This window comes from Hydrogenophaga borbori (assembly GCF_003417535.1).
In the GTDB taxonomy this organism is placed as follows: Bacteria; Pseudomonadota; Gammaproteobacteria; order Burkholderiales; family Burkholderiaceae_C; genus Hydrogenophaga; species Hydrogenophaga borbori.
The window spans coordinates 458850-481706 of the sequence record NZ_QVLS01000002.1 but is presented as its reverse complement, the minus strand read 5'-3'; the positions used below and the strand labels follow the sequence as shown (position 1 = coordinate 481706).

Annotated in this window: 20 protein-coding genes; 3 read left to right on the top strand and 17 right to left on the bottom strand. The window is 67.2% G+C overall.

The window, feature by feature from the left end:
- Nucleotides 1-94 precede the first annotated feature (94 nt).
- The 13 genes from dnaB to ppsA all read right to left on the bottom strand — a co-directional run bounded on the left by dnaB (nucleotide 95) and on the right by ppsA (nucleotide 13617).
- Nucleotides 95-1516: a replicative DNA helicase gene (gene dnaB, locus DY262_RS05220; protein ID WP_116957895.1), complete on the bottom strand. Its 1422-nt coding sequence runs from the start codon at nucleotides 1514-1516 to the stop codon at nucleotides 95-97.
- A gap of 157 nt (nucleotides 1517-1673) precedes the next feature.
- Entirely contained in the window at nucleotides 1674-2129 is a 456-nt protein-coding gene (gene rplI, locus DY262_RS05215; RefSeq protein WP_070397864.1) for a 50S ribosomal protein L9, read from the bottom strand.
- Between the two features lie 14 nt (nucleotides 2130-2143).
- Nucleotides 2144-2425: a 30S ribosomal protein S18 gene (rpsR, locus tag DY262_RS05210; protein WP_009520643.1), complete on the bottom strand. Its 282-nt coding sequence runs from the start codon at nucleotides 2423-2425 to the stop codon at nucleotides 2144-2146.
- Nucleotides 2426-2437: 12 nt separating this feature from the next.
- The gene (gene priB, locus DY262_RS05205; protein ID WP_116957894.1) at nucleotides 2438-2725 is read right to left on the bottom strand and encodes a primosomal replication protein N; all 288 of its coding nucleotides are present in this window, start codon (nucleotides 2723-2725) and stop codon (nucleotides 2438-2440) included.
- 30 nt (nucleotides 2726-2755) lie between these two features.
- On the bottom strand, nucleotides 2756-3127 hold the full coding sequence (gene rpsF / locus DY262_RS05200) for a 30S ribosomal protein S6 (protein ID WP_070397866.1): 372 nt from the start codon (nucleotides 3125-3127) through the stop codon (nucleotides 2756-2758).
- Nucleotides 3128-3322: 195 nt separating this feature from the next.
- Nucleotides 3323-5437, bottom strand: coding sequence for a sodium:solute symporter family protein (locus DY262_RS05195; protein WP_116957893.1), 2115 nt, complete (start codon nucleotides 5435-5437; stop codon nucleotides 3323-3325).
- A gap of 3 nt (nucleotides 5438-5440) precedes the next feature.
- Nucleotides 5441-5701 (bottom strand): DUF4212 domain-containing protein, encoded by a 261-nt coding sequence (locus DY262_RS05190; protein ID WP_116958016.1) that lies wholly within the window; start codon nucleotides 5699-5701, stop codon nucleotides 5441-5443.
- Nucleotides 5702-5847: 146 nt separating this feature from the next.
- Nucleotides 5848-6423: a tetratricopeptide repeat protein gene (locus tag DY262_RS05185; RefSeq protein WP_116957892.1), complete on the bottom strand. Its 576-nt coding sequence runs from the start codon at nucleotides 6421-6423 to the stop codon at nucleotides 5848-5850.
- Complete coding sequence (locus DY262_RS05180) at nucleotides 6420-6719, bottom strand: hypothetical protein (RefSeq protein WP_070397870.1); 300 nt, start codon at nucleotides 6717-6719, stop codon at nucleotides 6420-6422. Before DY262_RS05180 ends, DY262_RS05185 begins: the two co-directional genes overlap by 4 nt.
- 180 nt (nucleotides 6720-6899) lie before the next feature.
- Nucleotides 6900-8570 (bottom strand): MFS transporter, encoded by a 1671-nt coding sequence (locus DY262_RS05175; protein WP_116957891.1) that lies wholly within the window; start codon nucleotides 8568-8570, stop codon nucleotides 6900-6902.
- 237 nt (nucleotides 8571-8807) lie between these two features.
- The gene (locus DY262_RS05170; RefSeq protein WP_425459286.1) at nucleotides 8808-10871 is read right to left on the bottom strand and encodes a VC_2705 family sodium/solute symporter; all 2064 of its coding nucleotides are present in this window, start codon (nucleotides 10869-10871) and stop codon (nucleotides 8808-8810) included.
- Complete coding sequence (locus DY262_RS05165; protein WP_116957890.1) at nucleotides 10864-11148, bottom strand: DUF4212 domain-containing protein; 285 nt, start codon at nucleotides 11146-11148, stop codon at nucleotides 10864-10866. The genes DY262_RS05170 and DY262_RS05165 overlap by 8 nt, the downstream gene beginning before the upstream one ends.
- 63 nt (nucleotides 11149-11211) lie before the next feature.
- A complete protein-coding gene (gene ppsA / locus DY262_RS05160) occupies nucleotides 11212-13617 on the bottom strand; it encodes a phosphoenolpyruvate synthase (RefSeq protein ID WP_116957889.1) in 2406 nt (801 codons plus the stop codon).
- Nucleotides 13618-13780: 163 nt separating this feature from the next.
- Between ppsA and ppsR the strand changes: the two genes are divergently transcribed.
- Nucleotides 13781-14602 carry a posphoenolpyruvate synthetase regulatory kinase/phosphorylase PpsR gene (ppsR, locus tag DY262_RS05155; protein WP_070397875.1) on the top strand — a complete coding sequence of 274 codons (822 nt, stop codon included), beginning with the start codon at nucleotides 13781-13783 and terminating at the stop codon, nucleotides 14600-14602.
- A gap of 98 nt (nucleotides 14603-14700) precedes the next feature.
- Here the strand turns inward: ppsR and ahpF are convergent, their stop codons facing one another.
- Together ahpF and ahpC are read right to left on the bottom strand one after the other, a co-directional pair.
- Nucleotides 14701-16281: an alkyl hydroperoxide reductase subunit F gene (ahpF, locus tag DY262_RS05150; RefSeq protein WP_116957888.1), complete on the bottom strand. Its 1581-nt coding sequence runs from the start codon at nucleotides 16279-16281 to the stop codon at nucleotides 14701-14703.
- A gap of 101 nt (nucleotides 16282-16382) precedes the next feature.
- Complete coding sequence (ahpC, locus tag DY262_RS05145) at nucleotides 16383-16946, bottom strand: alkyl hydroperoxide reductase subunit C (RefSeq protein WP_116957887.1); 564 nt, start codon at nucleotides 16944-16946, stop codon at nucleotides 16383-16385.
- A 386-nt stretch (nucleotides 16947-17332) separates the two neighbouring features.
- Between ahpC and DY262_RS05140 the strand changes: the two genes are divergently transcribed.
- Nucleotides 17333-19513, top strand: coding sequence for a catecholate siderophore receptor Fiu (locus DY262_RS05140; protein ID WP_116957886.1), 2181 nt, complete (start codon nucleotides 17333-17335; stop codon nucleotides 19511-19513).
- Nucleotides 19514-19591: 78 nt separating this feature from the next.
- Here the strand turns inward: DY262_RS05140 and ppk2 are convergent, their stop codons facing one another.
- Both ppk2 and DY262_RS05130 read right to left on the bottom strand, forming a co-directional pair.
- Nucleotides 19592-20503 carry a polyphosphate kinase 2 gene (ppk2, locus tag DY262_RS05135; RefSeq protein ID WP_116957885.1) on the bottom strand — a complete coding sequence of 304 codons (912 nt, stop codon included), beginning with the start codon at nucleotides 20501-20503 and terminating at the stop codon, nucleotides 19592-19594.
- 91 nt (nucleotides 20504-20594) lie between these two features.
- A complete protein-coding gene (locus tag DY262_RS05130) occupies nucleotides 20595-21776 on the bottom strand; it encodes an MFS transporter (protein WP_425459285.1) in 1182 nt (393 codons plus the stop codon).
- A gap of 97 nt (nucleotides 21777-21873) precedes the next feature.
- On the opposite strand from DY262_RS05130, the gene DY262_RS05125 reads away from it, so the two are divergent.
- Entirely contained in the window at nucleotides 21874-22791 is a 918-nt protein-coding gene (locus DY262_RS05125) for a LysR family transcriptional regulator (RefSeq protein WP_116957883.1), read from the top strand.
- Nucleotides 22792-22857: the final 66 nt, after the last annotated feature.

Sequence of the window (22857 nt, the reverse complement as noted above, 5' to 3'; positions counted from 1 at the left end):
CCGGTACTGGTGTGGTCGGACCTTAGAGAACAGCAGATGGTGAGAACTCAGGGCGTTGGGGTGGGAACGCCCGCGCTTTCCCGGCGCGAAGGGGTCAGTAGTCGCCGCCGCCCACGAGCGATTCGAAACGGGTCAACATATTCAAGAAGGCCAGCTTGACCGTTCCCGTGGGGCCGTTTCGCTGCTTGCCGATGATGATCTCCGCAACGCCCGGCTCTTTGCAGGCGTCCTTGGTGTAGTACTCGTCGCGGTAGATGAACATGATGATGTCCGCGTCCTGCTCGATGGCGCCCGATTCGCGCAGGTCGCTCATCATCGGGCGCTTGTCGGTGCGCTGTTCGACCGAACGGTTGAGCTGGGACAGCGCGATCACCGGGCATTGCAGCTCCTTGGCCAGCATCTTCAGGCCACGCGAGATCTCGCCGAGCTCGGTGGCCCGGTTGTCGCCGCCATCGCTGCTGGAGCCGCTCATGAGCTGCAGGTAGTCCACCACGATCAGACCGAGCTTGCCGCAGGTGCGCGCCAGGCGACGTGCGTTGGCGCGCAGCTCGCTGGGCGTGAGGCCGGGCGTCTCGTCGATGTGCAGCGAGACATTGCGCAGCTTCTCGATGGCCTCGGTCAGGCGCGGCCATTCGTCGTCGGTCAGCTTGCCGGTGCGCAGGTGGCCCTGGTTGATGCGTCCGATGGAGCCCACGATACGCACCGCGAGCTGGGCCGCGCCCATTTCCATGGAGAACACGGCGACGGGCAGGCCTTCGTTCAGCGCCACATGCTCGGCGATGTTGATGGCGAAGGCGGTCTTGCCCATCGACGGACGCGCCGCCAGCACGATCAGATCGCCCCCCTGCAGGCCCGCGGTCATGCGGTCGAGATCGATGAAGCCGGTGGGCACGCCGGTCACGTCCTGCGGGTTGTCGGCCATCTCCTGCACACGATCGAGCAGGTCGACCACCAGCCGGTCCATCGACTGGAAGCCCTCCTTCATGCGCGAGCCTTCTTCGCCGATCTTGAAGATCTTCTGCTCGGCCTCGTCGAGGATCTTGGCGACCGGCTTGCCCTGCGGGTTGAAGGCGGAGGTGGCGATTTCGTCGCTGGCGGCCACGAGCTTTCGCAGCACGGCGCGCTCGCGCACGATCTCGGCGTAGCGGCGGATGTTGGCCGCGCTGGGCACGTACTGCGCGAGCGAGTTGAGGTAGGCCAACCCGCCCGCCTCGTCGGCCTTGCCCAAATTCTGCAGGTGCTCGAACACGGTCACCACGTCGGCCGGCTTGGAGGCGTTCACCAGCGCAGCTATGGCCGAGTACGTCAGGCGGTGCTCGTAGCGGTAGAAGTCGGAGTCGTTGAGCAGGTCCGCCACGCGGTCCCAAGCCCCGTTGTCCAGCAACAGGCCGCCGAGCACGCTGGACTCGGCTTCGATGGAGTGCGGCGGAACGCGGAGCTGCGCGACCTGGCGGTCACCGGTCTCGTCGAGGCCGCTGCCAAGGTCAGGAAATGGGCTGGAGAAGGCGGTGGACATGCGGCGTCAGGGCAAAGGGGCATGGTACGCCCCCGGGTAGCCCTCGTCAGGGGACAACCCTGTGGAGAACCGGTGGGAATGCGGTGCATCCCCGGTGAAAAGAAAAAGCCGCTGCCCGAAGACAGCGGCTTTCTGGCGGACCGGAGCCCGCGGGCGATCAGGCGGTTTCGCCCAGCACCGAGACGGCCACGTCGACCGTGACGTCGGTGTGCAGGTTGATCTGCACGGTGTAGTCGCCCACGGCCTTGAGCGGGCCATTGGGCATGCGCACCTGCGACTTGACCACGTCCTTGAAGCCTTGCTTGTGCAGCTCGTCGGCCACGTCGTGGTTGGTGACGGAGCCGAACAGACGGCCATCCACGCCAGCCTTCTGCGTGAGCTTGAGGGTGGTGGCGGCCAGCTTCTCACCCACGGCCTGGGCGGCGGCCAGCTTGGCGGCGGCGGCCTTCTCCAGTTCGGCGCGGCGGGCCTCGAAGGCCGCCAGGGCGTCCTTGGTGGCGCGGCGGGCCTGGCCGGTCGGGATCAGGAAGTTGCGGGCGTAGCCGTCCTTGACCTTGACGACATCGCCGAGGGCGCCGAGGTTGTGGACTTTTTCGAGAAGAATCACTTGCATGTCGGGCTCCTCAATCAGACGCGGTGCTGATCGCTGTAGGGCAGCATGGCCAGGAAGCGCGCGCGCTTGATGGCGGTGGTGACCTGGCGCTGGTAGATCGCGCGGGTGCCGGTCAGGCGCGCCGGGATGATCTTGCCGTTTTCAGAGATGAAATCGCGAAGGACGTCGATGTCCTTGTAATCCACCTCTTCGACCTTGGCGACGGTGAAGCGGCAGAAGCGCTTGCGCTTGAAGAGCAGCGACTGGGTGTTGCGCTTGGGGCGCTTGTCTTTGTTGAAACGCTTGGGTGCAGCCATGATGGGCCTCTCCTATGTCTTGCTGAATGCCTGGATGTGGAAGACCACGCCTTTGCCGTTGCGCGCATTCGCGAGGAACCCGTCGAAGTCCGCCAGTTCGTTGAGCGCCTGCTTCTGCAGGGTCTCGGCCAGGGCCCCGAAGGCCACGGCACGGATCTGGAGGGCGACGGTGCGGGGTGTGTCCAGTTCGGTCTGCTGTGACTCGTGTTCGAGCACGAGATTGAGCACCGGGATGCCTGCCGGTGTGTAACGCAGGTTCTGCACCTGCACCACCGCGGCCTGCAACTGGAGACGGTTCACCCGATTCCCGCGAACCTCACGCCAGGGGCGTCAGGCGGATTGCTCCTGCGATTGCTGCTGGGCCTTGCGGGCCTCTTCGCGCTCGACCGTCTTCATCATGGACGACGGGCCGGTGTCGGCCTTCTTGCGCTGCACGCTCAGGTGGCGCAGCACCGCATCGTTGAAGCGGAAGGCGTGCTCCAGCTCGTTCATCACGGCCTGGTCGGCCTCGATGTTGACGCAGAGGTAGTGGGCCTTGGACAGCTTGTTGATCTGGTAGGCCAGCTGGCGGCGGCCCCAGTCTTCAACGCGGTGGATCTTGCCGCCACCGGCGGTGATCATGCCCTTGTAGCGCTCCAGCATGGCCGGAACCTGTTCGCTCTGATCCGGATGGATCAGCAAGACGATCTCATAGTGACGCATGGACTCTCCTTGTGGATGCCCCCGGCCGATCGGAAAACCCTGGCCTGGGAGTTTGACAGCCGCCCCCAGGCGTCAGCAGGGGTGCAGCAAGGCAAGCCCGCGATTATACAAAAGTGAAAAGCCCGGGCCACCTGCCGGTGGTCCGGGCCTGGAATCGCCCGCCGGCGCGGCGGGCGAGGGCCTATCGGGCGCCGTTCAGGCGGCCTTCAGGTTGGGGTAGCGCACATGCTCCACCAGCTCCTGGATCTTCTTGTTCGGTGCCGGGGTCACCAGGCTGACCAGGACGATCACCGCCATGCCCAGCGGCACGCCGAACACGCCGGCCGAGATCGGCTGGATGCCCCACCACAGCTCGATCGGCGAGGTGACGCCGAAGATGCCACGCAGCCAAGGCTGCGTGGTGGCCATGTAGTAGAAGGTGATACCCAGGCCCGCGATCATGCCCAGCGAAGCGGCGATGCCGGTGGCGCGCTTCCAGAAGATGCCGAGCACCAGCGCCGGGAAGAACGCCGAGGCAGCGAACGAGAACGCCGCGGAGACCAGGAACAGGATGTCGGCCGGCTTCTGGGATGCCACATAGGCGGCGGCCAGGGCCACGACCAGCAGCAGCGTCTTGGAGATCGTGACGCGGCGGGCCGTCGAGGCGTTGGGGTCGATCATCTTGTAGTACAGGTCGTGCGACAGCGCGTTGGCGATCGTCAGCAGCAGGCCGTCGGCCGTGGACAGCGCCGCGGCCAGGCCGCCGGCCGCCACCAGGCCCGAGATCACGTACGGCAGGCCGCCGATGGCGGGGGTTGCCAGCACGATGATGTCGCCACCGATGCTCATCTCGTTGAGCTGCAGGATGCCGTCCTTGTTCACGTCGGTCACCGACAGCAGGGTCGGGTCGACGCGGTTCCATGCCGCTATCCACTCCGGCAGGTTGTTGAACGGTGTGCCCACCAGGACGTTGAACACCTCGAACTTGACCAGCACGGCCAGGGCAGGCGCGGTGAAGTACAGCAGGAAGATGAAGAACAGCGACCACGTGACCGAGGCCCGCGCCTCCTTCACGCTGGGTACCGTGTAGTAGCGCATCAGGATGTGCGGCAGCGCGGCGGTGCCCACCATCAGGCAGAAGATCAGCGCGAGGAAGTTGCGCCGCGATTCGTCGAAGGTCTTCTTCGCGGCCGCGTCGCCGTTCGGGTCGCCCGCGTACTGCGCGGCGTGGCGCGGCATGCCGTTGAGCGGCTTGGTCTTCGCGTCCGCGGCGGCTTTGGCGCGCGTCCAGGCAGCCTTGGCGGCGGCCTCGTCCTTCGGCAGATCCGCGACGGCCTTCTCGGCCACCGCGATCTCGGCGCTGGGCGCATTGGCGGCGCGCAGGTCGGCCAGCTTCTTGTCGGCAGCGGCCTTGTCGGCGGCCAGCGCGGCGACCGGGTCCTTCAGCTTCTCGGCCAGGGCGTCCGAGCGCTGCTTGAACACGTTGCGGACCTCGATCTCCTTGGGATCGTTGATCAGCCGCGTCTCGGCTTCGGTCACCTTGACCAGTTGCTGCCCGTAGATGAGCTGCGGCACGGGCACGTTGGTCTGCTTCACCGACAGCCAGACCACCGGGATCATGTAGGCAATGATCAGGATGATGTACTGGGCGACTTGCGTCCAGGTCACCGCGCGCATGCCCCCCAGGAACGAGCACACCAGGATGCCGCCGAGGCCCAGGAAGATCCCGAGTTCGAAGGCCACGCCGGTCAGGCGCGCCGTGATGATGCCCACGCCGTAGATCTGCGCCACCACGTAGGTGAAGGAACAGAGGATGGCCGCGAGGATGCCCAGGAAACGCGGCAGGTTGCCGCCGTAGCGCTCACCCAGGAAGTCGGGAATGGTGAACTGGCCGAACTTGCGCAGGTAGGGCGCCAGGAACAGCGCCACCAGGCAGTAGCCACCGGTCCAGCCCATGATGAAGGCCAGGCCCCCATAGCCCGTGAGGTAGAGCGTGCCCGCCATGCCGATGAAGGACGCGGCCGACATCCAGTCCGCGCCGGTGGCCATGCCGTTGTACACGGCCGGCACGCGGCGTCCGGCCACGTAGTACTCGGCCGCGTCGGTGGTGCGGCTCATGATGCCGATGCCGGCGTAGAGCGCGATCGTCGCGATCAGGAAGATGAACCCAATCCACTCGCGCGACAGCCCGAGCTGCTCGAAGATGGCCAGTGCAATCACGAAGACAAAGAAGCCCCCCGTGTACCACTTGTAGACCTTGTTGAGCTGCTGCTTGAACGCAGCGTTGGAGCCGGCGCCAGCGGCGCCGCCTGTTTCAAACATGCCTGCCATGGTTTACTCCTCGGCCTCGTCGACACCGTGTTCGATGTCGAGCTTGTTCATGTACCAGGCGTAGTAGGCAATGATGGCCACATAGACCACCAGCGCCCCCTGCGCCCCCACCCAGAAGCTGAACGGCCAACCGAAGAAGTTGAAGTGCAGATCCCGGGCGAAGTAGCCCACCACGAACGTCACGACGAACCAGATTGCAAGCAATATGGCCGTGATGTTGAGGTTCTTCCGCCAGTACTGGCGGTGCTTCTCTGTCAATTGCATTGCATCGACCTCCATCAACAAACCCTCACGGGCACGTCACGGACACCACCCGTCTCCTCATGGGTGACCTGCACGCCAAGTCCATGTTGTCGGCACCGCCTTGCGGGCGGTGCCCCTTTTTTGCGGCCGCTCGGCGGCAGCGCGCCTCAGGTCGGTTCTTGAACCAGCCCTGTCTCGCGCTCCAGCTGGGCGGCCACCTTGGGCTCGAACCGTTTGAGGTGGCGAATGATCTTCGCCGCCTCTTCGGGCTCTTGCCGATCGACATGAACCCGCGCGAGCTGATACCAGCCGTACGGACTCATGGGCTGCAGTTGGGTGTTGCGCTTGAGCGCGACCACGGCGTCGTCGAAGCGCCGCTGGCGGATCAGGCACAGGGCCAGGCCGTACCAGGCCCGGTCCATTTTTTCTTCAAGGGCGATGGCCTGGCGAAACGCCGCCTCGGCGTCTTCCAGCAGACCCAGTTCCTCGCGCAGGAAACCCAGGTTGAACCAGCCCGCCGCCTGCTGCGGCCGCACGGCGACCACGCGCTCGAGCGCCGCCACCGCGCCGGCCTTGTCGCCCTGCTCCGCCCGAAGATGGGCGAGCGTCGCCCAGGCGTAGGCCTCGTCGGGATCGATGGCCAGCATGCGCTCCACACGCTCGAGCGCCGCCGCACGCCGGCCGAGGGCCAGCAACAGCTTGATCTGCCAGCGCAGGAAGCGCAGTTGCATCGAGGCGTTCATTTGCACAGCTCCACACCGATGCGCAGGCAATGCTGGATGCGCAGCGCCGTCACCACGATCCAGGCGAAGGCCAGCACCAGGAAAGCCACCAGCGGCACATGGCGGTCCAGCACGATGCTGCGCGGCGTGATGAAGCGCGCCATCACCACGAAGGGGCGGCCGATCTGCGCCAGCAGCTGATAGAAAAAGTTGGTGTCGCGCTTGGCGCCCGCCAGCAGGCCCAACACCCACTGGCCGAACAGCGACATGAGCGCGATCTCGCAGATCAGCTTGGCAATGGACAGGAAAAGCAACATGCGTAAGTGACACCTGGGGTTGCCGCCATTCTTTCGCTGCCCCTTACGGTTTACTTACGATTCCTCACGCCAGGCGCCCCACAGCGGGTGATCCCTGTGAGGGTTATCCCTAGATCGCAGACACAAGAAAGGGCTCCGAAGAGCCCTTTGCCTGACCGGGACGGTCCGGTGACGCCGAATTCAGTCGGCGGCGAAGATGTCCTTCTTGTGGTTGTCGGGCACGAACACCGCGCCGATGAGCACCGTGGCCAAGGCGATGACGATGGGGTACCAGAGGCCGTAGTACGGATCGCCGGTGTGGGCAATCATGGCGAAGGCTGTGGCCGGCATCAGGCCGCCGAACCAGCCGTTGCCGATGTGGTACGGCAGGGACATGCCGGTGTAGCGGATGCGGGTGGGGAACAGCTCGACCAGCGCCGCGGCGATCGGGCCGTACACCATGGTCACCAGGACCACGAGGTAGGCAAGGATGATCACCAGCGGAAAAGCCTGTGCGTTGAACACGCCGAAGAAGCCGTCCACCTTCACGATGCCGGGCGCGGGCTTGTCGGCCGCGGGGTAGCCGGCCGCGGCGAGCGCCGCGTTCACGCTCTTCGTGAACGCGGCAGGCACGGCCTTGGCGTCGTCGCCGCTGAGCTTGGCGGCCTCGTAGGCGGTGATCTCCGTGCTGCCGATCTGCACCTTCGCGGGCACGGCGCCGGCCTGGTACTGCACCGAGTAGCTCACCGAGTTGCGCGCCAGCAGCGCCTTGGTCACGTCACAGGAGCTGGTGAACTTGGCCGTGCCGGTGGGGTTGAACTGGAACGAGCAATCGGACCGGTCGGCGATGATCGTCACGGTGGTGTTCTGCTGGGCCGCGTGCAGCGCGGGGTTGGCCAGTCGCGTGATCGCGTTGAAGACAGGAAAGTAGGTCAGCGCGGCCAGCAGGCAGCCCGCCAGGATGATCTTCTTGCGCCCGATCGTGTCGGAGAGCGAGCCGAACACCACGAACCCACCGGTGCCCAAGATCAGCGCCCAGGCAATCAGCATGTTGGCGGTGAACATGTCCACGCGCAGGATGGTCTGGATGAAGAACAGCGCATAGAACTGGCCCGTGTACCAGACCACCGCCTGGCCGGCCACCAGGCCCAGCAAGGCCAGCAAGGCGTACTTGCCGTTTTTCCAGTTGCCGAAGGCCTCGGAGATCGGGGCCTTCGATTGGGCGCCTTCGGCTTTCATCTTCTTGAAGGCGGGAGACTCTTCCATCTGCAGACGAATCCACAGCGAGACCCCGAGCAGGAAGATCGACAGCAGGAAAGGAATGCGCCAGCCCCAGGTGGTGAAGGCCTGTTCACCCACCGCCGAACGCACCACCAGGATCACCATGAGCGAGAGCAGCAGGCCCAGCGTCGCGGTGGTCTGGATCCAGCTCGTGAAGAAGCCACGGCGGCCGTGCGGCGCGTGCTCGGCCACGTAGACCACGGCACCGCCGTACTCGCCACCGAGCGCCAGACCCTGCAGCATGCGCAGCGCGATCAGCAGCACGGGCGCGGCCCAGCCAATGGAGTCGTAGCTGGGCAGCAGGCCGACGACGAAGGTCGAGATGCCCATGATCAGGATCGTGATCAGGAAGGTGTACTTGCGGCCCACCAGGTCACCGAGGCGGCCGAACACCAGCGCACCGAAGGGCCGCACCAGGAAGCCCGCCGCGAAGGCCAGCAAGGCAAACACGTTGCGCGTGGCCTCGGGAAAGGAGGAGAAAAACTGCGCGCCGATGATCGCGGCGAGCGAGCCGTAGAGATAGAAGTCGTACCACTCGAAGATGGTGCCGGCCGATGAGGCCAGGATGACCCGCTTCTCTTCGCGGGTCATGGGACGTTTTCGGGGGTCCGGCGCACTGCTTGCGCCAGCCGCCATGGCTGCGGTGTTCCTGTTCACATGCGTCTCCTCATTCAATGGGCTGGAAGGCCCGATGGCTTCCGGAGCCGATTTGTAGAGACGCGCGCTTACCAGCCCCTGACCCGGAACTGACTTCAAACTGACCCGAGGCTGAAGAAGAACTTAAAGCGGCACCGATGCCGGTGCGCGACCGGCCCGAGGCCGACGCGACTACGCCCCCGCCACGCGGCGGCGCGTCAGCACACTCAGGACAAGGATGACCGCAAAACCCAGCGGCACGCCGAACACCGCCGCGGACACCGGCTGGATGTCGAACCAGAGCGACTGGCCGGCCGGCAACCGCAGCACGGCCCGCACCGCCGGGGCGTTGAGCACCATGTAGCCCACCGTCACGCTCAGGCCCGCGAGCATGCCGGCCACCGCCGCCGCGCCCGTGGTGCGCGACCAGAAGATGCCCATGACCATGGCCGGCACCAGGGCTGAGGCCGCCAGCGAGAACGATGAGGCCACCAGCGGCAGGATCTCCGCCGGCCTGAGCGATGCCACGAAGGCCGCGACCGTGGCCACACTCAACAGCGCGAACTTGGAGAGGATCACGCGCTGCTCGGGGGCCACATGGCGCCCGAACTCCTGCAAGTAGGTGTCGCGCACCAGCGAGTTGCTGATGGTCAGCAACAGGCCATCGGCCGTGGACAGCGCGGCGGCCAGACCACCCGCGGCCACCAGGCCGGACACCACGTAGGGCATGCCGCCCAGTTCGGGCGTGGCGAGCATGATCAGGTCGGCCCCCAGCCGGATCTCGCCGAACTGCAGGATGCCATCGCCATTGATGTCGCGCACCGAGAGCAGCGAATCGTCGTAGTGGGACCATTGCGCGATCCACGACGGCAGCGCGTTGAAGTGGCTGCCCACGACGTTCTGCATCAGCTCGTACTTCACCAGTGTCGCCAGCGCGGGCGCACTCAGGTACAGCAGCGCAATAAAGAACAGCGACCAGGCCACGGAGGCCCGCGCGGTGGCCACGGACGGCGTGGTGTAGTAGCGCGTCAGCAGATGGGGCAGCCCGGCGGTGCCCACCATGAGGCAGAACATGAGCGCCAGGAAGTTCGCGCGGGACGACTGAAAGGCCTGACGCTCAGCCTCGCTGCCGTTCGGATCGCCGACATAGGCCTGCGTGTGCGGCGGCAGCCCGCCCAGGACACGGGAACGGTCCTGGCTGTCCTTCATGGCGCGCGCCCACTGCTCGCGCGCCTCGGCCGAGTCCCTGGGCAAGGCCGACAGCGCCCGACGCGCGGCCACGACGCGCTCGACGGGGGCGTTCTGGGCCACCAGCTCGCGCACGCGCTCCTGGGCCAGGGTGCGCTGCTCCCGCAGCGAGCCCTCCACGTCCTGGAGCCAGCGCTGGTACTGGCGGGCGCGCGCCTGGAACTCGGCCTGCACCTCCTGCTCCTGCGGCGAGGCCTGCAGCTTCTTCTCGAGCGCGGCAATCTTCTCGAGCTGCTTGCCGTAGGCCAGCGGCGCCAGGGGGTTGCCCAACTGCTGGTAGGCCAGCCAGGACACAGGGACCAGGAAGGCCAGCAGCAGAATCACGTACTGCGCGACCTGGGTCCAGGTGATGGCCCGCATGCCGCCCAGGAAGGAACACAGCACCACCCCGCCCAGGCCCAGCATGATGCCGATCTCGAAATGCACCCCGGTCAGGCGCGAAGCCACCAGACCGATGCCATAGATCTGCGCCACCACGTAGGTGAAGGAACACAAGATCGCCGAGAACGCCGCCAGACGGCGCGGCCACCGGCCGCCAAAGCGGTGCATGAAGTACTCGGGCACCGTGTAGAGGTTGAGCTGACGCAGGTGCGGCGCAATCAGCAGGCCCACGAGGCAGAAGCCGCCGGTCCAGCCCAGCACGAAAGCCAGTCCCCCCGCATGCACGTCGGTGCCGCCGAAGCCCTGCAGGTAAAGACCGCCGGCCAGGCTGATGAAGGACGCCGCGCTCATCCAGTCGGCGGCCGCAGCCATGCCGTTGTAGACCGGCGGAATGCGCCGGCCCGCCACGTAGTACTCCTCGGGGTCGGCGGTGCGGCCATAGACGCCGATGCCGCCGTACATCATCACGGTGGCGAACAACATGATCGGCCCCAGCCAGCGGCGCGACAGGCCGCTCTGCTCGGCCCAGGCCATCAGCAGCAGGAAAGCGATCAGCGCCAGCACATAGAGCGCCAGGATGCGGTGCAGGCGGCGCTGGTAGGCGGCGTACACGGGGCCCTCAGCCACCGCCGTCCCCGTCCGGCCCGTCCCCGCCGCCCTCGCCGTCGCGCGCCTCCAGGCGGTTCATGGCCCAGGTGTAGACCGCCAGGATGGCGATGAACACCAGCACCGCGCCTTGGGAGGCGATCCAGAAATGCAGGGGCCAGCCCATCACGGAGAAGCTGAGCTCTCGGGCGAAGAAGCACGTACCGAAGGACACCAGCACCAGCACCGCCAGCAACACGGCCTTCAAGGCCAGTGCGCGGCGGTCGTGGCGCGGGTTCGTGGCGGGCGCGGGGGGCATCGCGGGATCATCGCATTGCGCGCGCGCCCCCGCCTAGGTGTTTGCGCGGGCTGCCGCGCGCGCTCAGCCCCGCGCCAGCAGCTGCCAGGTGTCGATCACCGTGTCGGGGTTGAGCGAGATGGAGCTGATGCCCTCGTCGCGCAGCCACTGCGCGAAGTCGGGGTGGTCGCTGGGGCCCTGGCCGCAGATGCCGACGTACTTGCCCTCGGCCTTGCAGGCGCCGATGGCCAGCTTGAGCAGCGCGCGCACGGCCGGGTCGCGCTCGTCGAAATCGTGCGCGAGCAGCTCCAGACCGGAGTCGCGGTCGAGGCCGAGCGTGAGCTGCGTCAGGTCGTTCGAGCCGATGGAGAAGCCGTCGAAGTACTGCAGGAAGTCCTTGGCCAGCACGGCGTTGCTGGGGATCTCGCACATCATGATGAGCTGCAGGCCGTTCTCGCCGCGCTTGAGGCCCTTGGCCGCCAGCAGCTCGGTCACGCGCCGCGCCTGCGCCAGCGTGCGCACGAAGGGCACCATCACCTGCACGTTGCTCAGGCCCATGTCCTCGCGCACGCGCTTGAGCGCCTCGCACTCCATGGCAAAGGCCTCGGCGAAGTCGTGGCTGATGTAGCGCGCCGCGCCGCGGAAACCCAGCATGGGGTTTTCTTCGTCGGGTTCGTAGCGCGAGCCGCCCACCAGCTTGCGGTACTCGTTGCTCTTGAAGTCCGACAGGCGAACGATCACCGGCTTGGGCCAGAAGGCCGCGGCGATGGTGGCCACGCCCTCGGCAACCTTGTCGACGTAGAACGCGCGCGGCGAGGCGTGGCCGCGCGCCACCGACTCCACCGCCTTCTTCAGGTCGGCGTCGACGTTGGGGTAGTCGAGGATGGCCTTGGGGTGCACGCCGATGTTGTTGTTGATGATGAACTCCAGCCGCGCCAGGCCCACGCCGCCGTTGGGGATCTGGGCGAAGTCGAAGGCCAGCTGCGGGTTGCCCACGTTCATCATGATCTTCACGTCGAGGTCGGGCATCTCGCCGCGCTTGACTTCGCTGATCTCGGTCTCGAGCAGGCCGTCGTAGATGTTGCCGGTGTCGCCCTCGGCGCAGCTCACGGTGACCAGGGTGCCGTCCTTGAGCCGCTCGGTGGCGTCGCCGCAGCCCACCACGGCCGGGATGCCGAGTTCGCGCGCGATGATGGCCGCGTGGCAGGTGCGTCCGCCGCGGTTGGTGACGATGGCGCTGGCGCGCTTCATCACGGGCTCCCAGTTGGGGTCGGTCATGTCAGTGACCAGCACGTCGCCCGGCTGCACCTTGTCCATCTCGCCGATGCTGTGCACCAGGCGCACGGGGCCGGTGCCCACCTTCTGGCCGATGGCACGGCCGCTGGCCAGCACCGAGCCCTTGCCCTTGAGCTTGTAGCGCACCTCGGTCTTGCCGGCGCTCTGGCTTTTCACCGTTTCGGGGCGCGCCTGCAGGATGTAGAGCTGGCCGTCGGTGCCGTCCTTGCCCCACTCGATGTCCATGGGACGGCCGTAGTGTTGCTCGATCACCAGCGCGTACTGGGCCAGCTGCGCCACGTCGGCGTCGCTCAGGCTGTAGCGGTTGCGCTGCTCCACGGGCACGTCCACGGTCTTCACCAGCTTGCCTTTCAGCGGGCCGTCGGCGGCCTTCTCCTCGGCCGTGCTGAACACCATCTGGATCAGCTTGCTGCCCAGGTTGCGGCGGATGAGCGCGCGTTTGCCGGCCTTGAGCATGGGCTTGTGCACATAGAACTCGTCGGGGTTCACCGCGCCCTGCACCACCGTCTCGCCCAGGCCGTAGCTGCTGGTGATGAAGACGACGTCGGAAAAGCCGCTCTCGGTGTCGATGGTGAACATCACGCCGGCCGCGCCCAGGTCGGAGCGCACCATGCGCTGCACGCCGGCCGACAAGGCCACGTCGGCGTGGGCGAAGCCCTTGTGCACGCGGTAGCTGATGGCGCGGTCGTTGTAGAGGCTGGCGAACACCTCCTTCATTTTGTGCAGCACCTCCTCGATGCCGACCACGTTGAGGAAGGTTTCCTGCTGGCCCGCGAAGGATGCGTCGGGCAGGTCTTCGGCGGTGGCGGAGGAGCGCACGGCGAAGGAGGCCTTGGCGTTGCCCTCGCTCAGGGCGGCGAAGGCCTCGCGGATGGCCTTTTCCAGGTCGGCCGGAAAGGGCTGGGCCTCGACCCAGGCGCGGATCTCGGCGCCGGCGGCGGCCAGGGCGCGCACGTCCTCTGTGTCGAGCGTGGCCAGCCGCTGGTTGATGCGCTCGGCCAGGCCGCCGTGCTTGAGGAATTCGCGGAAGGCGTGCGCCGTGGTGGCGAAGCCGGTGGGCACCTTCACGCCGCTGGGCAACTGAGAAATCATCTCGCCCAGGCTGGCGTTCTTGCCGCCGACCGACTCGACGTCGCTCATCCGCAGCTTCTCGAAAGGCACGACCAAAGCGGTCGCCTCGAACAGGTTGGACATGGAAAAACTCCTAAGGTTGAAAAACCGGGGTTCCATGCACCAGCGTGTGACCTGTGGTTGTGTTGTGGGTCGGCCACCGGGCAAGGCGGAAATCGGGGAAGCGCCACGGGCCCGGATAATGGCCCGCCACGCAACAGCAGCGGATTGTAAGGACGCCCCTCCCATGTCCCACCGAACGGTCTTTTTCGTCTCCGACGGCACCGGCATCACCGCCGAAACCTTCGGCAACGCCATCCTCGCCCAGTTCGAGGCCACGGTGCGCCGCGTGCGCCTGCCCTTCCTGGACAGCGTGGACAAAGCCCACCAGGCGGCGCGCCAGATCAACCACACCGCCGAGGTGGAGGGCCGCCGCCCGCTGGTGTTCACCACCGTCGTCAATGCCGAGGTGCTCGACGTCTTCCAGCACCACTGCCGCGGCATGCTGCTCGACATGTTCGGCACCTTCGTGCAGCCGCTGGAGGAAGAGCTGGGAATCAAGAGCAACCACCGCGTGGGGCGTTTCTCCGACGCGTCCAAGAGCAAGGCCTACCACGACCGCATCGAGGCCATCAACTACTCGCTGGCGCACGACGACGGCCAGAGCGACAAGGACCTGGAAAGCGCCGACGTGATCCTGGTCGGCGTGAGCCGCAGCGGCAAGACGCCGACCTCGCTGTACCTGGCCATGCAGTACGGCCTGAAGGCCTCCAATTACCCGCTGATTCCCGAGGACTTCGAGCGCCGCAAGCTGCCACCCGCCCTGGCGACGCACCGCAAGAAGCTGTTCGGCCTGACCATCGCGCCGGATCGCCTGAGCGAGATCCGAAACGAGCGCCGCCCCAACTCGCGCTACGCCGACCTGGAGAACTGCCGTATGGAGGTGGCCGAGGCGGAGGCCATGATGCGCCGCGAGGGCATCCGCTGGCTCTCCACCACCACCAAGTCGATCGAGGAGATTGCGACCACCATCCTGCAGGAGGTGCGGCCCGAACGCCTGGAATATTGACCCGCCCCGCCGCGCCCCGCCGCGCTGCGCGCGCCCCCTCGAGCGGCGGCAGCGGCGGCCCGGCCAAACCGGTTCCGCGCTTCCCCGGGGGGGCGACCTCAGGCGGTGGTGGCCGCTTCGACCAGCGGCTGACGGATCAGGTAGTCGAAGGCGCTCAGGGCGGCGGTCGATCCTGCGCCGGCGGCGATCACGATTTGCTTGTACGGCACCGTGGTGCAGTCGCCGGCCGCGAACACGCCGTCCACGTTGGTGTGGCCCTTGGCGTCGATCACGATCTCGCCAAAGCGGCTGAGCTCCACCGTGCCCTTGAGCCATTCGGTGTTGGGCACCAGGCCGATCTGGACGAACACGCCTTCCAGTTCGACGTGGTGCTGCTCGCCGCTGGCGCGATCCTTGTAGCTCAGGCCGTTCACCGTGCCGTTGGCGCCGGTGATCTCGGTGGTCTGCGCGTTGGTGTGGATCGCCACGTTGGGCAGGCTCTTGAGCTTGGTGACCAGCACCGCGTCGGCCTTGAGCGCGTCGGCGAACTCGATCAGCGTCACGTGCTCGACGATGCCGGCCAGGTCGATCGCGGCCTCCACGCCCGAGTTGCCACCGCCGATCACCGCCACGCGCTTGCCCTTGAACAGGGGGCCGTCGCAGTGCGGGCAGTAGGCCACGCCCTTGTTGCGGTACTCGGCCTCGCCAGGCACGTTCACGTTGCGCCAGCGCGCGCCGGTCGACAGGATCACGCTGCGCGCTTTCAGGGTGGCGCCATTGGCCATGACCACCTGCACGGGACCGCCCGGCTCACTGGCGGGCACCAGCTTCTCGGCGCGCTGCAGGTTCATGATGTCCACGCCGTAGTGGCGCACCTGGGCCTCCAGCGCGGCGGCGAACTTCGGACCGTCGGTTTCCAGCACGCTGATGTAGTTCTCGATCGCCAGCGTGTCGTTCACCTGGCCGCCGAAGCGCTCGGCCGCCACGCCCACGCGGATGCCCTTGCGCGCCGCGTACACGGCCGCCGCGGCGCCGGCGGGGCCGCCACCGACGATCAGCACGTCGAACGGGTCCTTGGCGTCCAGCTTGGCCGCCTCGCGGGCGTCGGCGTTCACGTCGAGCTTGGCGACGATCTCCTCCAGCGACATGCGGCCACCGCCGAACTCCTCGCCATTGAGGAAGACCATGGGCACCGCCATCACCTGGCGCTGCTCCACCTCGGCCTGGAACAGGCCGCCATCGATCACCGTGACCTGCACCGCCGGGTTGCGGATGGCCATCAGCGACAGCGCCTGCACCACGTCCGGGCAGTTGTGGCAGCTCAGGCTCATGTAGACCTCGAAGCGCAGGTCGCCCTGCAGCGTGGCGATGGCGTCCAGCGTTTCCTGCTCGGCCTTGGGCGGGTGCCCGCCGGTCCACAGCAGAGCCAGCACCAGCGAGGTGAACTCGTGGCCCAGGGGAATGGCGGCGAAGCGCACGCCCGTGGTCTCGCCTTCGCGGGCGATCACGAACGAGGGCTTGCGCGCGTCCGTGCCGCTGTCGTCGTAGCTCACCTGGTCCGACAGGCCGGCGATGGTCTGCAGCAATTCGCGCAGCTCCTGCGACGCGGCGGAACCGTCGAGCGAGGCGATGAGGCGGATGGGCCGCTGCAGCTTGCCCAGGTAGGCCTGCAACTGGGCCTTGAGGGTGTCGTCGAGCATGGGGGACTCCTTTCGATTCAGCGTTTTGCGAGGAACCCTGGGCGCCTGGCGCCCAAGGTTCAACGCAAAACCCTCAACGGGTTTTCAGCGGATCGCGGCGATCAGATCTTGCCGACGAGGTCCAGCGAGGGCGTCAGGGTCTTGGCGCCGTCGTTCCATTTGGCGGGGCACACCTGGCCCGGGTTCTTGGCCACGAACTGGGCGGCCTTGAGCTTGCGCAGGGTTTCCTTCATGTCGCGGGCGATGGCGTTGTCGTGGATCTCAGCGGTCTTGATCACGCCCTCGGGGTTGATGATGAAGGTGCCGCGCAGCGCCAGGCCTTCTTCGGGGATGTGCACGCCGAAGGCGTTGGTCAGCTGGTGCGTGGGGTCGCCCACCAGGGGGAACTTGGCCTTGCCCACGGCGGGCGAGGTCTCGTGCCACACCTTGTGCGAGAAATGGGTGTCGGTGGTGACGATGTAGACCTCGGCGCCCAGCTTCTGGAACTCGGCGTAGTTGTCGGCCGCGTCTTCCACCTCGGTCGGGCAGTTGAAGGTGAAGGCCGCCGGCATGAACACCAGCACCGACCACTCGCCACGCAGGCTTGCGTCGCTCACGGGCACGAACTTGCCGTTGTGGAAGGCCGTGGTGGAGAAGGGTTGAACGGTGGTGTTGATCAGGGACATGGGAACTCCTGGTTGCGGTTGAAGGAAAAGGGGATAACGGAGGCGGCGCCGAACGCTGTTCAGCGCGACAGGGGCAATCATAGTCGATGACTATGAATTGTTCGGATTAATAGTATTTATCCGACTCATAGGGAATTTTGTGCTGGGCACATGCCGGCGGCCGGTTGTTCTCGGGGCAAACCGCGCGCCCATCACCCGCTGATGCACCCACACAACACCGTGTGAAGAAATTCTGCACGAATTGTTAATGAGAACCGTTTTCATTAGCAATAATAGGCGACAGCCAGCCACCGACCCAGCGCCTCCCCCATCCGTGCCCCGGCACCTGAGCGCCGTGACGAGGAAGCCAGCCAGCCGACTCACCACAACAGCCTCAAGGACCGCCCATGGCTCGCTACCGCCGCCGCACCGCCCGCCCATCCACCCAACTCCTGGCCCTGCTGGCCGCCGCCCTGCCCGCCGCGGGCATGGCGCAAACCGCGCCCGCCACCACCCTGCCGACCGTCACGGTGAAAGAAGCGCCCGAGGTGCCGTACAAGGCCGAGAAGTCGGCCAACGACAAGTTCACCGCCCCCCTGCTCGACACGCCCAAGACGGTGCAGATCATCAAGAAGGAAGTGATCGAGGAGCAAGGCGCCGTCACCTTGATGGAAGCCCTGCGAAACACCCCCGGCATCACCATGCAGATGGGCGAGAACGGCAACACCTCGGCCGGCGACACCTTTCAACTGCGCGGCTTCTCGCTGCAGCAATCCACCTTCGTCGACGGCATCCGCGACCTGGGCGCGGTCACGCGCGACACCTTCAACCTCGAGCAGGTCGAGGTCGTGAAGGGCGCCGCCGGCGCCGAGACCGGCCGCGGCGCGAGCGCCGGCTTCATCAACCTGATTTCCAAGCAGGCGCACCTGGGCGATGAGAGCAGCGTTTCCGGCACCGTGGGCACGGGCGACCGCCGCCGCGCCACGGTCGACCTGAACCGCCAGCTCAGCGAGACCTCGGCCCTGCGCCTCAACGCGATGGTGCAGGACAGCGGCGTCGACGGCCGCGACTTCGTGGAGAACAAGGGCTACGGCGTGGGCCTGTCGTATGTGGCCGGCCTGGGCACGCCCACCCGCGTACACCTGTTCAGCCAGCACCTGCGCCAGGACAACGTGCCCGACGGCGGCATTCCCGCCATCGGCTATGAGGGCTACACCTCCGTCATCGGCCCCAAGGTGCGCCGAGAGAACTTCTACGGCAGCGTGAACGACCGAGAGAAGGTCGACGCCGACATGTTCACCGTGAAGGTCGAGCACGACCTCGGCGAGGCCACGACGATCCGCAACGTCACGCGCTACGGCAAGACGCACATGGACCGCACGCTCACCGGCATGAACACCGGCGGCGCGGGCATCGGCAACACGGGCGGACCGCTCTCGACCTGGACCGTGAACCTCTCGCGCCAGCGCGTCGATCAGGAAAACAGCATCCTGGCCAACCAGACCAGCCTGAACACCGAGTTCGACGCGGGTGGCATGCGGCACTCGCTGGCCGCCGGCGTGGAGTTGCTGCACGAGAAGCAGACGAACTTCAGCCATGGAACCGCGACGGGTACCTCGCCAGCCAATCTGTACAACCCGGACCCGTACCGGGCCATGGTCAACTTCGGCCCGCGCACGGGCGACGAGTCGGGCACCACCACCAACACCATCAGCGTCTACGCCTTCGACAACGCCAACATCAACGAGCGCTGGTCCATCAACGGCGGCGCGCGCGTGGACGTCTACAAGCTGAGCTCGAGCGCCGCCGTCGGGGCCACCCCGCTCGAGGACTCGCGCAGCCTGGTGAGCTGGAGCGTCGGCGGCGTCTACAAGCCGGCGGAGAACGGCAGCGTCTACGCGTCCTATGCGACCTCGGCCACCCCGCCCGGCGCCTTTACGCAGTTGAGCACCAGCGCCACCAGCATCAACAACCCCGCGTTCGACCCGCAGAAGACCAACACGGTCGAGCTGGGCACCAAGTGGGACCTGCTCAATAAGCGCCTCAACGTCGCGGCCGCGGTCTTCCGCACGGTCAACGACAACCAGACCACGGTCGACCAGGTCACCTTGGCCACCGTGCAGGAAGGCAAGACCCAGGTACAGGGCATCGAGCTGTCGGCCACGGGCCAGATCACCCCCTTCTGGCAGATCACCGCCGGCCTGGCCAAGACCAGCACCAAGCAGATCGACGTGCGCAACGCCTCCGGCGTGGGCACCGACCGCGTGCGCTGGTCGCCGGACCTCAGCGCCACGCTGTGGACCTCGTACCAGTGGGACAAGCTGACGATGGGCCTGGGCGCGCGCTACGTGTCGGAGGCCAAGCGCTTCGTCAACACCAGCGGCGCCCAGGGCAACATGCCCAACGTGCCCTCCTACTGGGTGGCCGACGCCATGGCCAAGTACCAGGTGAACCCCAAGCTCAGCCTGCAACTGAACATCTACAACCTGTTCGACGAGGAGTACCTGATGACCTTGAACAACGGCGGCGGCCGACTGGCCCTGGGCGCGCCCCGCTCGGCGACGTTCACCGCCAACTACAAGTTCTGAACGGCCCCGCAGAACCCAAGAAAAACGCCAGGCTTCGGCCTGGCGTTTTTCCTTTTTTGCCCTGGCGGCGGGGCGGAATCAGTAGATCTGCGGCACGTAGATTTCACCCGGCACCTGGTGGCGGCGATAGCCCTCGTGGCGAATGCGCTCGGGCAGCGTGATGCCGGGGCGCTCGACCTCGTGGTATGGGATCAGCGAGAGCAGGTGGTGGATGCAGTTCAGCCGAGCCGTTTTCTTGTCGTCGGCCGGCACCACCCACCATGGCGATTCGGGGATGTTCGTGCGCGCCAGCATCTCTTCCTTGGCCTTGGTGTAGAGCTCCCAGCGGCGGCGGCTCTCCAGGTCCATGGGGCTGAGCTTCCACTGCTTGAGCGGGTCGTGGATGCGGCCGAGGAAGCGCGCCTCCTGCTCCTCGTCGGAGATGGAGAACCAGTACTTCACCAGCTGGATGCCCGAATGCACCAGCATCTTCTCGAACTCGGGCACGGTGCGGAAGAACGACTCCAGCTGCTCGTCGTCACAGAAACCCATGACGCGTTCGACGCCCGCGCGGTTGTACCAGCTGCGATCGAACAGAACGATCTCGCCGCCCGCAGGCAGGTGCGTCACGTAGCGCTGGAAGTACCACTGCGTGCGCTCGCGGTCGTTGGGGGCCGGCAGCGCCACCACGCGGCACACGCGCGGGTTCAGGCGCTGCGTGATGCGCTTGATCACCCCGCCCTTGCCGGCCGCGTCGCGGCCCTCGAACACCACCACCAGCTTGTGGCCGGTGCTCACCACCCAGTCCTGCAGCTTCACCAGCTCCGCCTGCAGGCGGAACAGCTCGCGAAAGTAGACCCGGCGCGCCTCCTTGCGCTGAGCGGCGGCCTGCGGGTCCGCGCCGTCGTCCAGGCCGCGGTCCTCGATCTCCATCTCGAGTTCTTCGTCGTAGCCATCCATGAGGTCGTCACTCAGGCGGCGCATCAGGTCGTCGTTGCCGTTCAGAAGCATGGGGCGGTCCTTTCCCTACTGAACCACCCAGTATTGCCTCGATGCGTGACATTCACATGACAGTCACACGAAGCCCGTGCACCGGGCTGCGCTATGCCCGCCAGCGCCACAGCAGGGCCAGGGCCGCGCTCGCCACGCCGATGGCGGCGACGGCCGGCCAGCCGCCATGCGCGAACGCCAGTGCCCCCACCACCGAGCCGCTGGCCATGCCCACGAACATGGCCGTGATGAGCATGGCGTTGAGCCGGCTGCGCGCGGCCGCGTCCAGGCCGTAGACCGTGCTCTGGTGCGCGATGAGCGCGGCCTGGAAGCCGAAGTCGAGGCCGATGGCGCCGAGCACCAGCAGCAGCAACTGTGCCGGCGCCGGCAGCACCTCCATGCCCAGCATCAGCGCGTAGGCCAGCGCCGCCACGCCGGCGCCCAACAAGGCCACGCGGCGCGGGCCGTGCCGATCGGCCAGGCGGCCGGCGAGCGGCGCGGCCAGCGCCCCCGCCGCGCCGGCGAGCCCGAAGGCCCCCGCCGCGCCGCTGCCCAGGCCGAATCGTGCGTGCAGCATCACGGCCAGCGTGGACCAGAAGGCGCTGAAGCCCACGCCCAGCAAGGCCTGCGCCCACGCGGCGCGGCGCAGCGGCGGGTGCCGGCGCCACAGGCTGGCGAGGGAGGCCAACAGCTCGCCATAGCCCAGCCGCGTGGCCGGGGGGAAAGCGGGAACACGCCAGAACACCACCAGCGCCAGCAGCACCACGCTCGCGGCGGCCAGGCCGAACATCGCGCGCCAACCCAGCGCCTGCGTGACCAGGCCACTGACCACGCGCGACAGCAGCCCCGTCATCACCGCACCCACGGCCCGGCCGCGGCTGTGTTCTGGCGCGATCGAGACGGCCGCGGGCACGAAGTCCTGCGCGAGCGAAGCGGTGACGCCCACGAACAGGCTCGCAGCCAGCAACACGGCGACACCCGGCGCGAATGCGCTGGCCAGCAGTGCCAGCGCGAGCAGACCCGCCTTCACCAGCATCACGCGGCGGCGGTCGTAGCGGTCGCCCAGCGGCGCCAGCAGCAGGATGCCGGCGGCGTAGCCGAGCTGCGTGAGCATGGGCACTGCCCCGATGGCGCCCTCGCCGGCCTGCAGGCCTCGCGCCAGCTCGGGCAGCATGGGCTGGCTGTAGTAGATCGAGGCGACGCTGAAGCCGGCGCCAGCCGCGAGCAGCGCGGGCAGGCCGGCGGGCGCGGCACGGCCCTCCTTCTGGTCATGCGTCATATGAATGGAAGACACGAGAACTCCTGAGCAAAAAACGGAATAGCGCGGATTTTTCCCTTATATCAGCGCCCGGGATAGACTGTCCCGTGAACTAACTTCATACGCTCAACGCATGAAAGAAGCCCCTCTCGCCCTCGACCGCATCGAACTGCTGCAGACCTTCGTGCGCATCGTGGAGAGCGGCAGCCTCTCGGCGGCGGCCCAGCGCCTGGACACCACGCAGCCCACCGTGAGCCGCCGCCTGCAGGCGCTGGAGCGCCACTTCGGCGTGCGCCTGCTGCGCCGCTCCACCCATGCGGCCACGCTCACGCCCGACGGCGAGCGCTGCCTGGCCATGGCGCGCTCGCTGATCGACGAATGGGACGCCATGCAGGAGGAGCTGCGCGGCTCGCGGCGCTCGGCCAGTGGCACCCTGAAGGTGCTGGTGCCGCATGCGCTGGGGCAGGAGCAACTGGTGGCCCCGCTGGCGCAGTACCTGCGCGCCCACCCCGAGGTGCGCGTGGAGTGGCTGCTCGCCGACCGCGAGGCCGATTTCGTCGCCGAGGGCATCGACTGCGCGATCCAGGTCGGCAAGGTGCGCGACCCCAACCTGGTGGCCGTGCCGCTGTTCGAGCTGCCGCGCATCGTGATCGGCGCGCCCGCGCTGCTGGACCTGCACAAGGCGCCGCGCGCGCCCGAGCAACTGCGCGAACTGCCCTGGCTGGCGCTGCAGACCTACTACCGCGACCGCGTGGTGCTCAACCCCGTGGGCGGTGGCGCCGCGCTGCGCTTCGACATCCGCCCTCGCCTGCGCACCGACAGCCTGTATGCGCTGCGCAGCGCGGTGCTGGCCGGACTGGGCGTGGCCGTGGTGTCGGCCTGGCTGGTGGCGGAGGACCTGCGCGAGGGTCGGCTGGTGCATCTGGTGCCCGACTGGCGCGCCGAGCCACTGCCGGTGCAGCTCGTGTACCCGCCGGCGCGCTTCCAGACCGCGCGGTTGCGGCGCTTCCTGGAGATCGTGAAGGCTCACGGCCAGTCGCTCGCCCAATGAGAAATGCCAGCGCCCGGGCCAGGCGCGAAATTGCGCGACACTCGGGTGCCTCTGTCCCCGCGCCAC

Coding starts and splice junctions, on each gene's coding strand:
- ahpC (WP_116957887.1), bottom strand. CDS start 16,946: ATGTCCCTGATCAACACCACCGTTCAACCCTTCTCCACCACGGCCTTC.
- rpsR (WP_009520643.1), bottom strand. CDS start 2,425: ATGGCTGCACCCAAGCGTTTCAACAAAGACAAGCGCCCCAAGCGCAAC.
- ahpF (WP_116957888.1), bottom strand. CDS start 16,281: ATGCTCGACGACACCCTCAAGGCCCAGTTGCAGGCCTACCTGGGCAAG.
- DY262_RS05185 (WP_116957892.1), bottom strand. CDS start 6,423: ATGAACGCCTCGATGCAACTGCGCTTCCTGCGCTGGCAGATCAAGCTG.
- DY262_RS05140 (WP_116957886.1), top strand. CDS start 17,333: ATGGCTCGCTACCGCCGCCGCACCGCCCGCCCATCCACCCAACTCCTG.
- rplI (WP_070397864.1), bottom strand. CDS start 2,129: ATGCAAGTGATTCTTCTCGAAAAAGTCCACAACCTCGGCGCCCTCGGC.
- DY262_RS05125 (WP_116957883.1), top strand. CDS start 21,874: ATGAAAGAAGCCCCTCTCGCCCTCGACCGCATCGAACTGCTGCAGACC.
- ppk2 (WP_116957885.1), bottom strand. CDS start 20,503: ATGCTTCTGAACGGCAACGACGACCTGATGCGCCGCCTGAGTGACGAC.
- DY262_RS05195 (WP_116957893.1), bottom strand. CDS start 5,437: ATGGCAGGCATGTTTGAAACAGGCGGCGCCGCTGGCGCCGGCTCCAAC.
- rpsF (WP_070397866.1), bottom strand. CDS start 3,127: ATGCGTCACTATGAGATCGTCTTGCTGATCCATCCGGATCAGAGCGAA.
- DY262_RS05165 (WP_116957890.1), bottom strand. CDS start 11,148: ATGCCCCCCGCGCCCGCCACGAACCCGCGCCACGACCGCCGCGCACTG.
- dnaB (WP_116957895.1), bottom strand. CDS start 1,516: ATGTCCACCGCCTTCTCCAGCCCATTTCCTGACCTTGGCAGCGGCCTC.
- DY262_RS05190 (WP_116958016.1), bottom strand. CDS start 5,701: ATGCAATTGACAGAGAAGCACCGCCAGTACTGGCGGAAGAACCTCAAC.
- DY262_RS05180 (WP_070397870.1), bottom strand. CDS start 6,719: ATGTTGCTTTTCCTGTCCATTGCCAAGCTGATCTGCGAGATCGCGCTC.
- DY262_RS05175 (WP_116957891.1), bottom strand. CDS start 8,570: ATGACCCGCGAAGAGAAGCGGGTCATCCTGGCCTCATCGGCCGGCACC.
- ppsR (WP_070397875.1), top strand. CDS start 13,781: ATGTCCCACCGAACGGTCTTTTTCGTCTCCGACGGCACCGGCATCACC.
- ppsA (WP_116957889.1), bottom strand. CDS start 13,617: ATGTCCAACCTGTTCGAGGCGACCGCTTTGGTCGTGCCTTTCGAGAAG.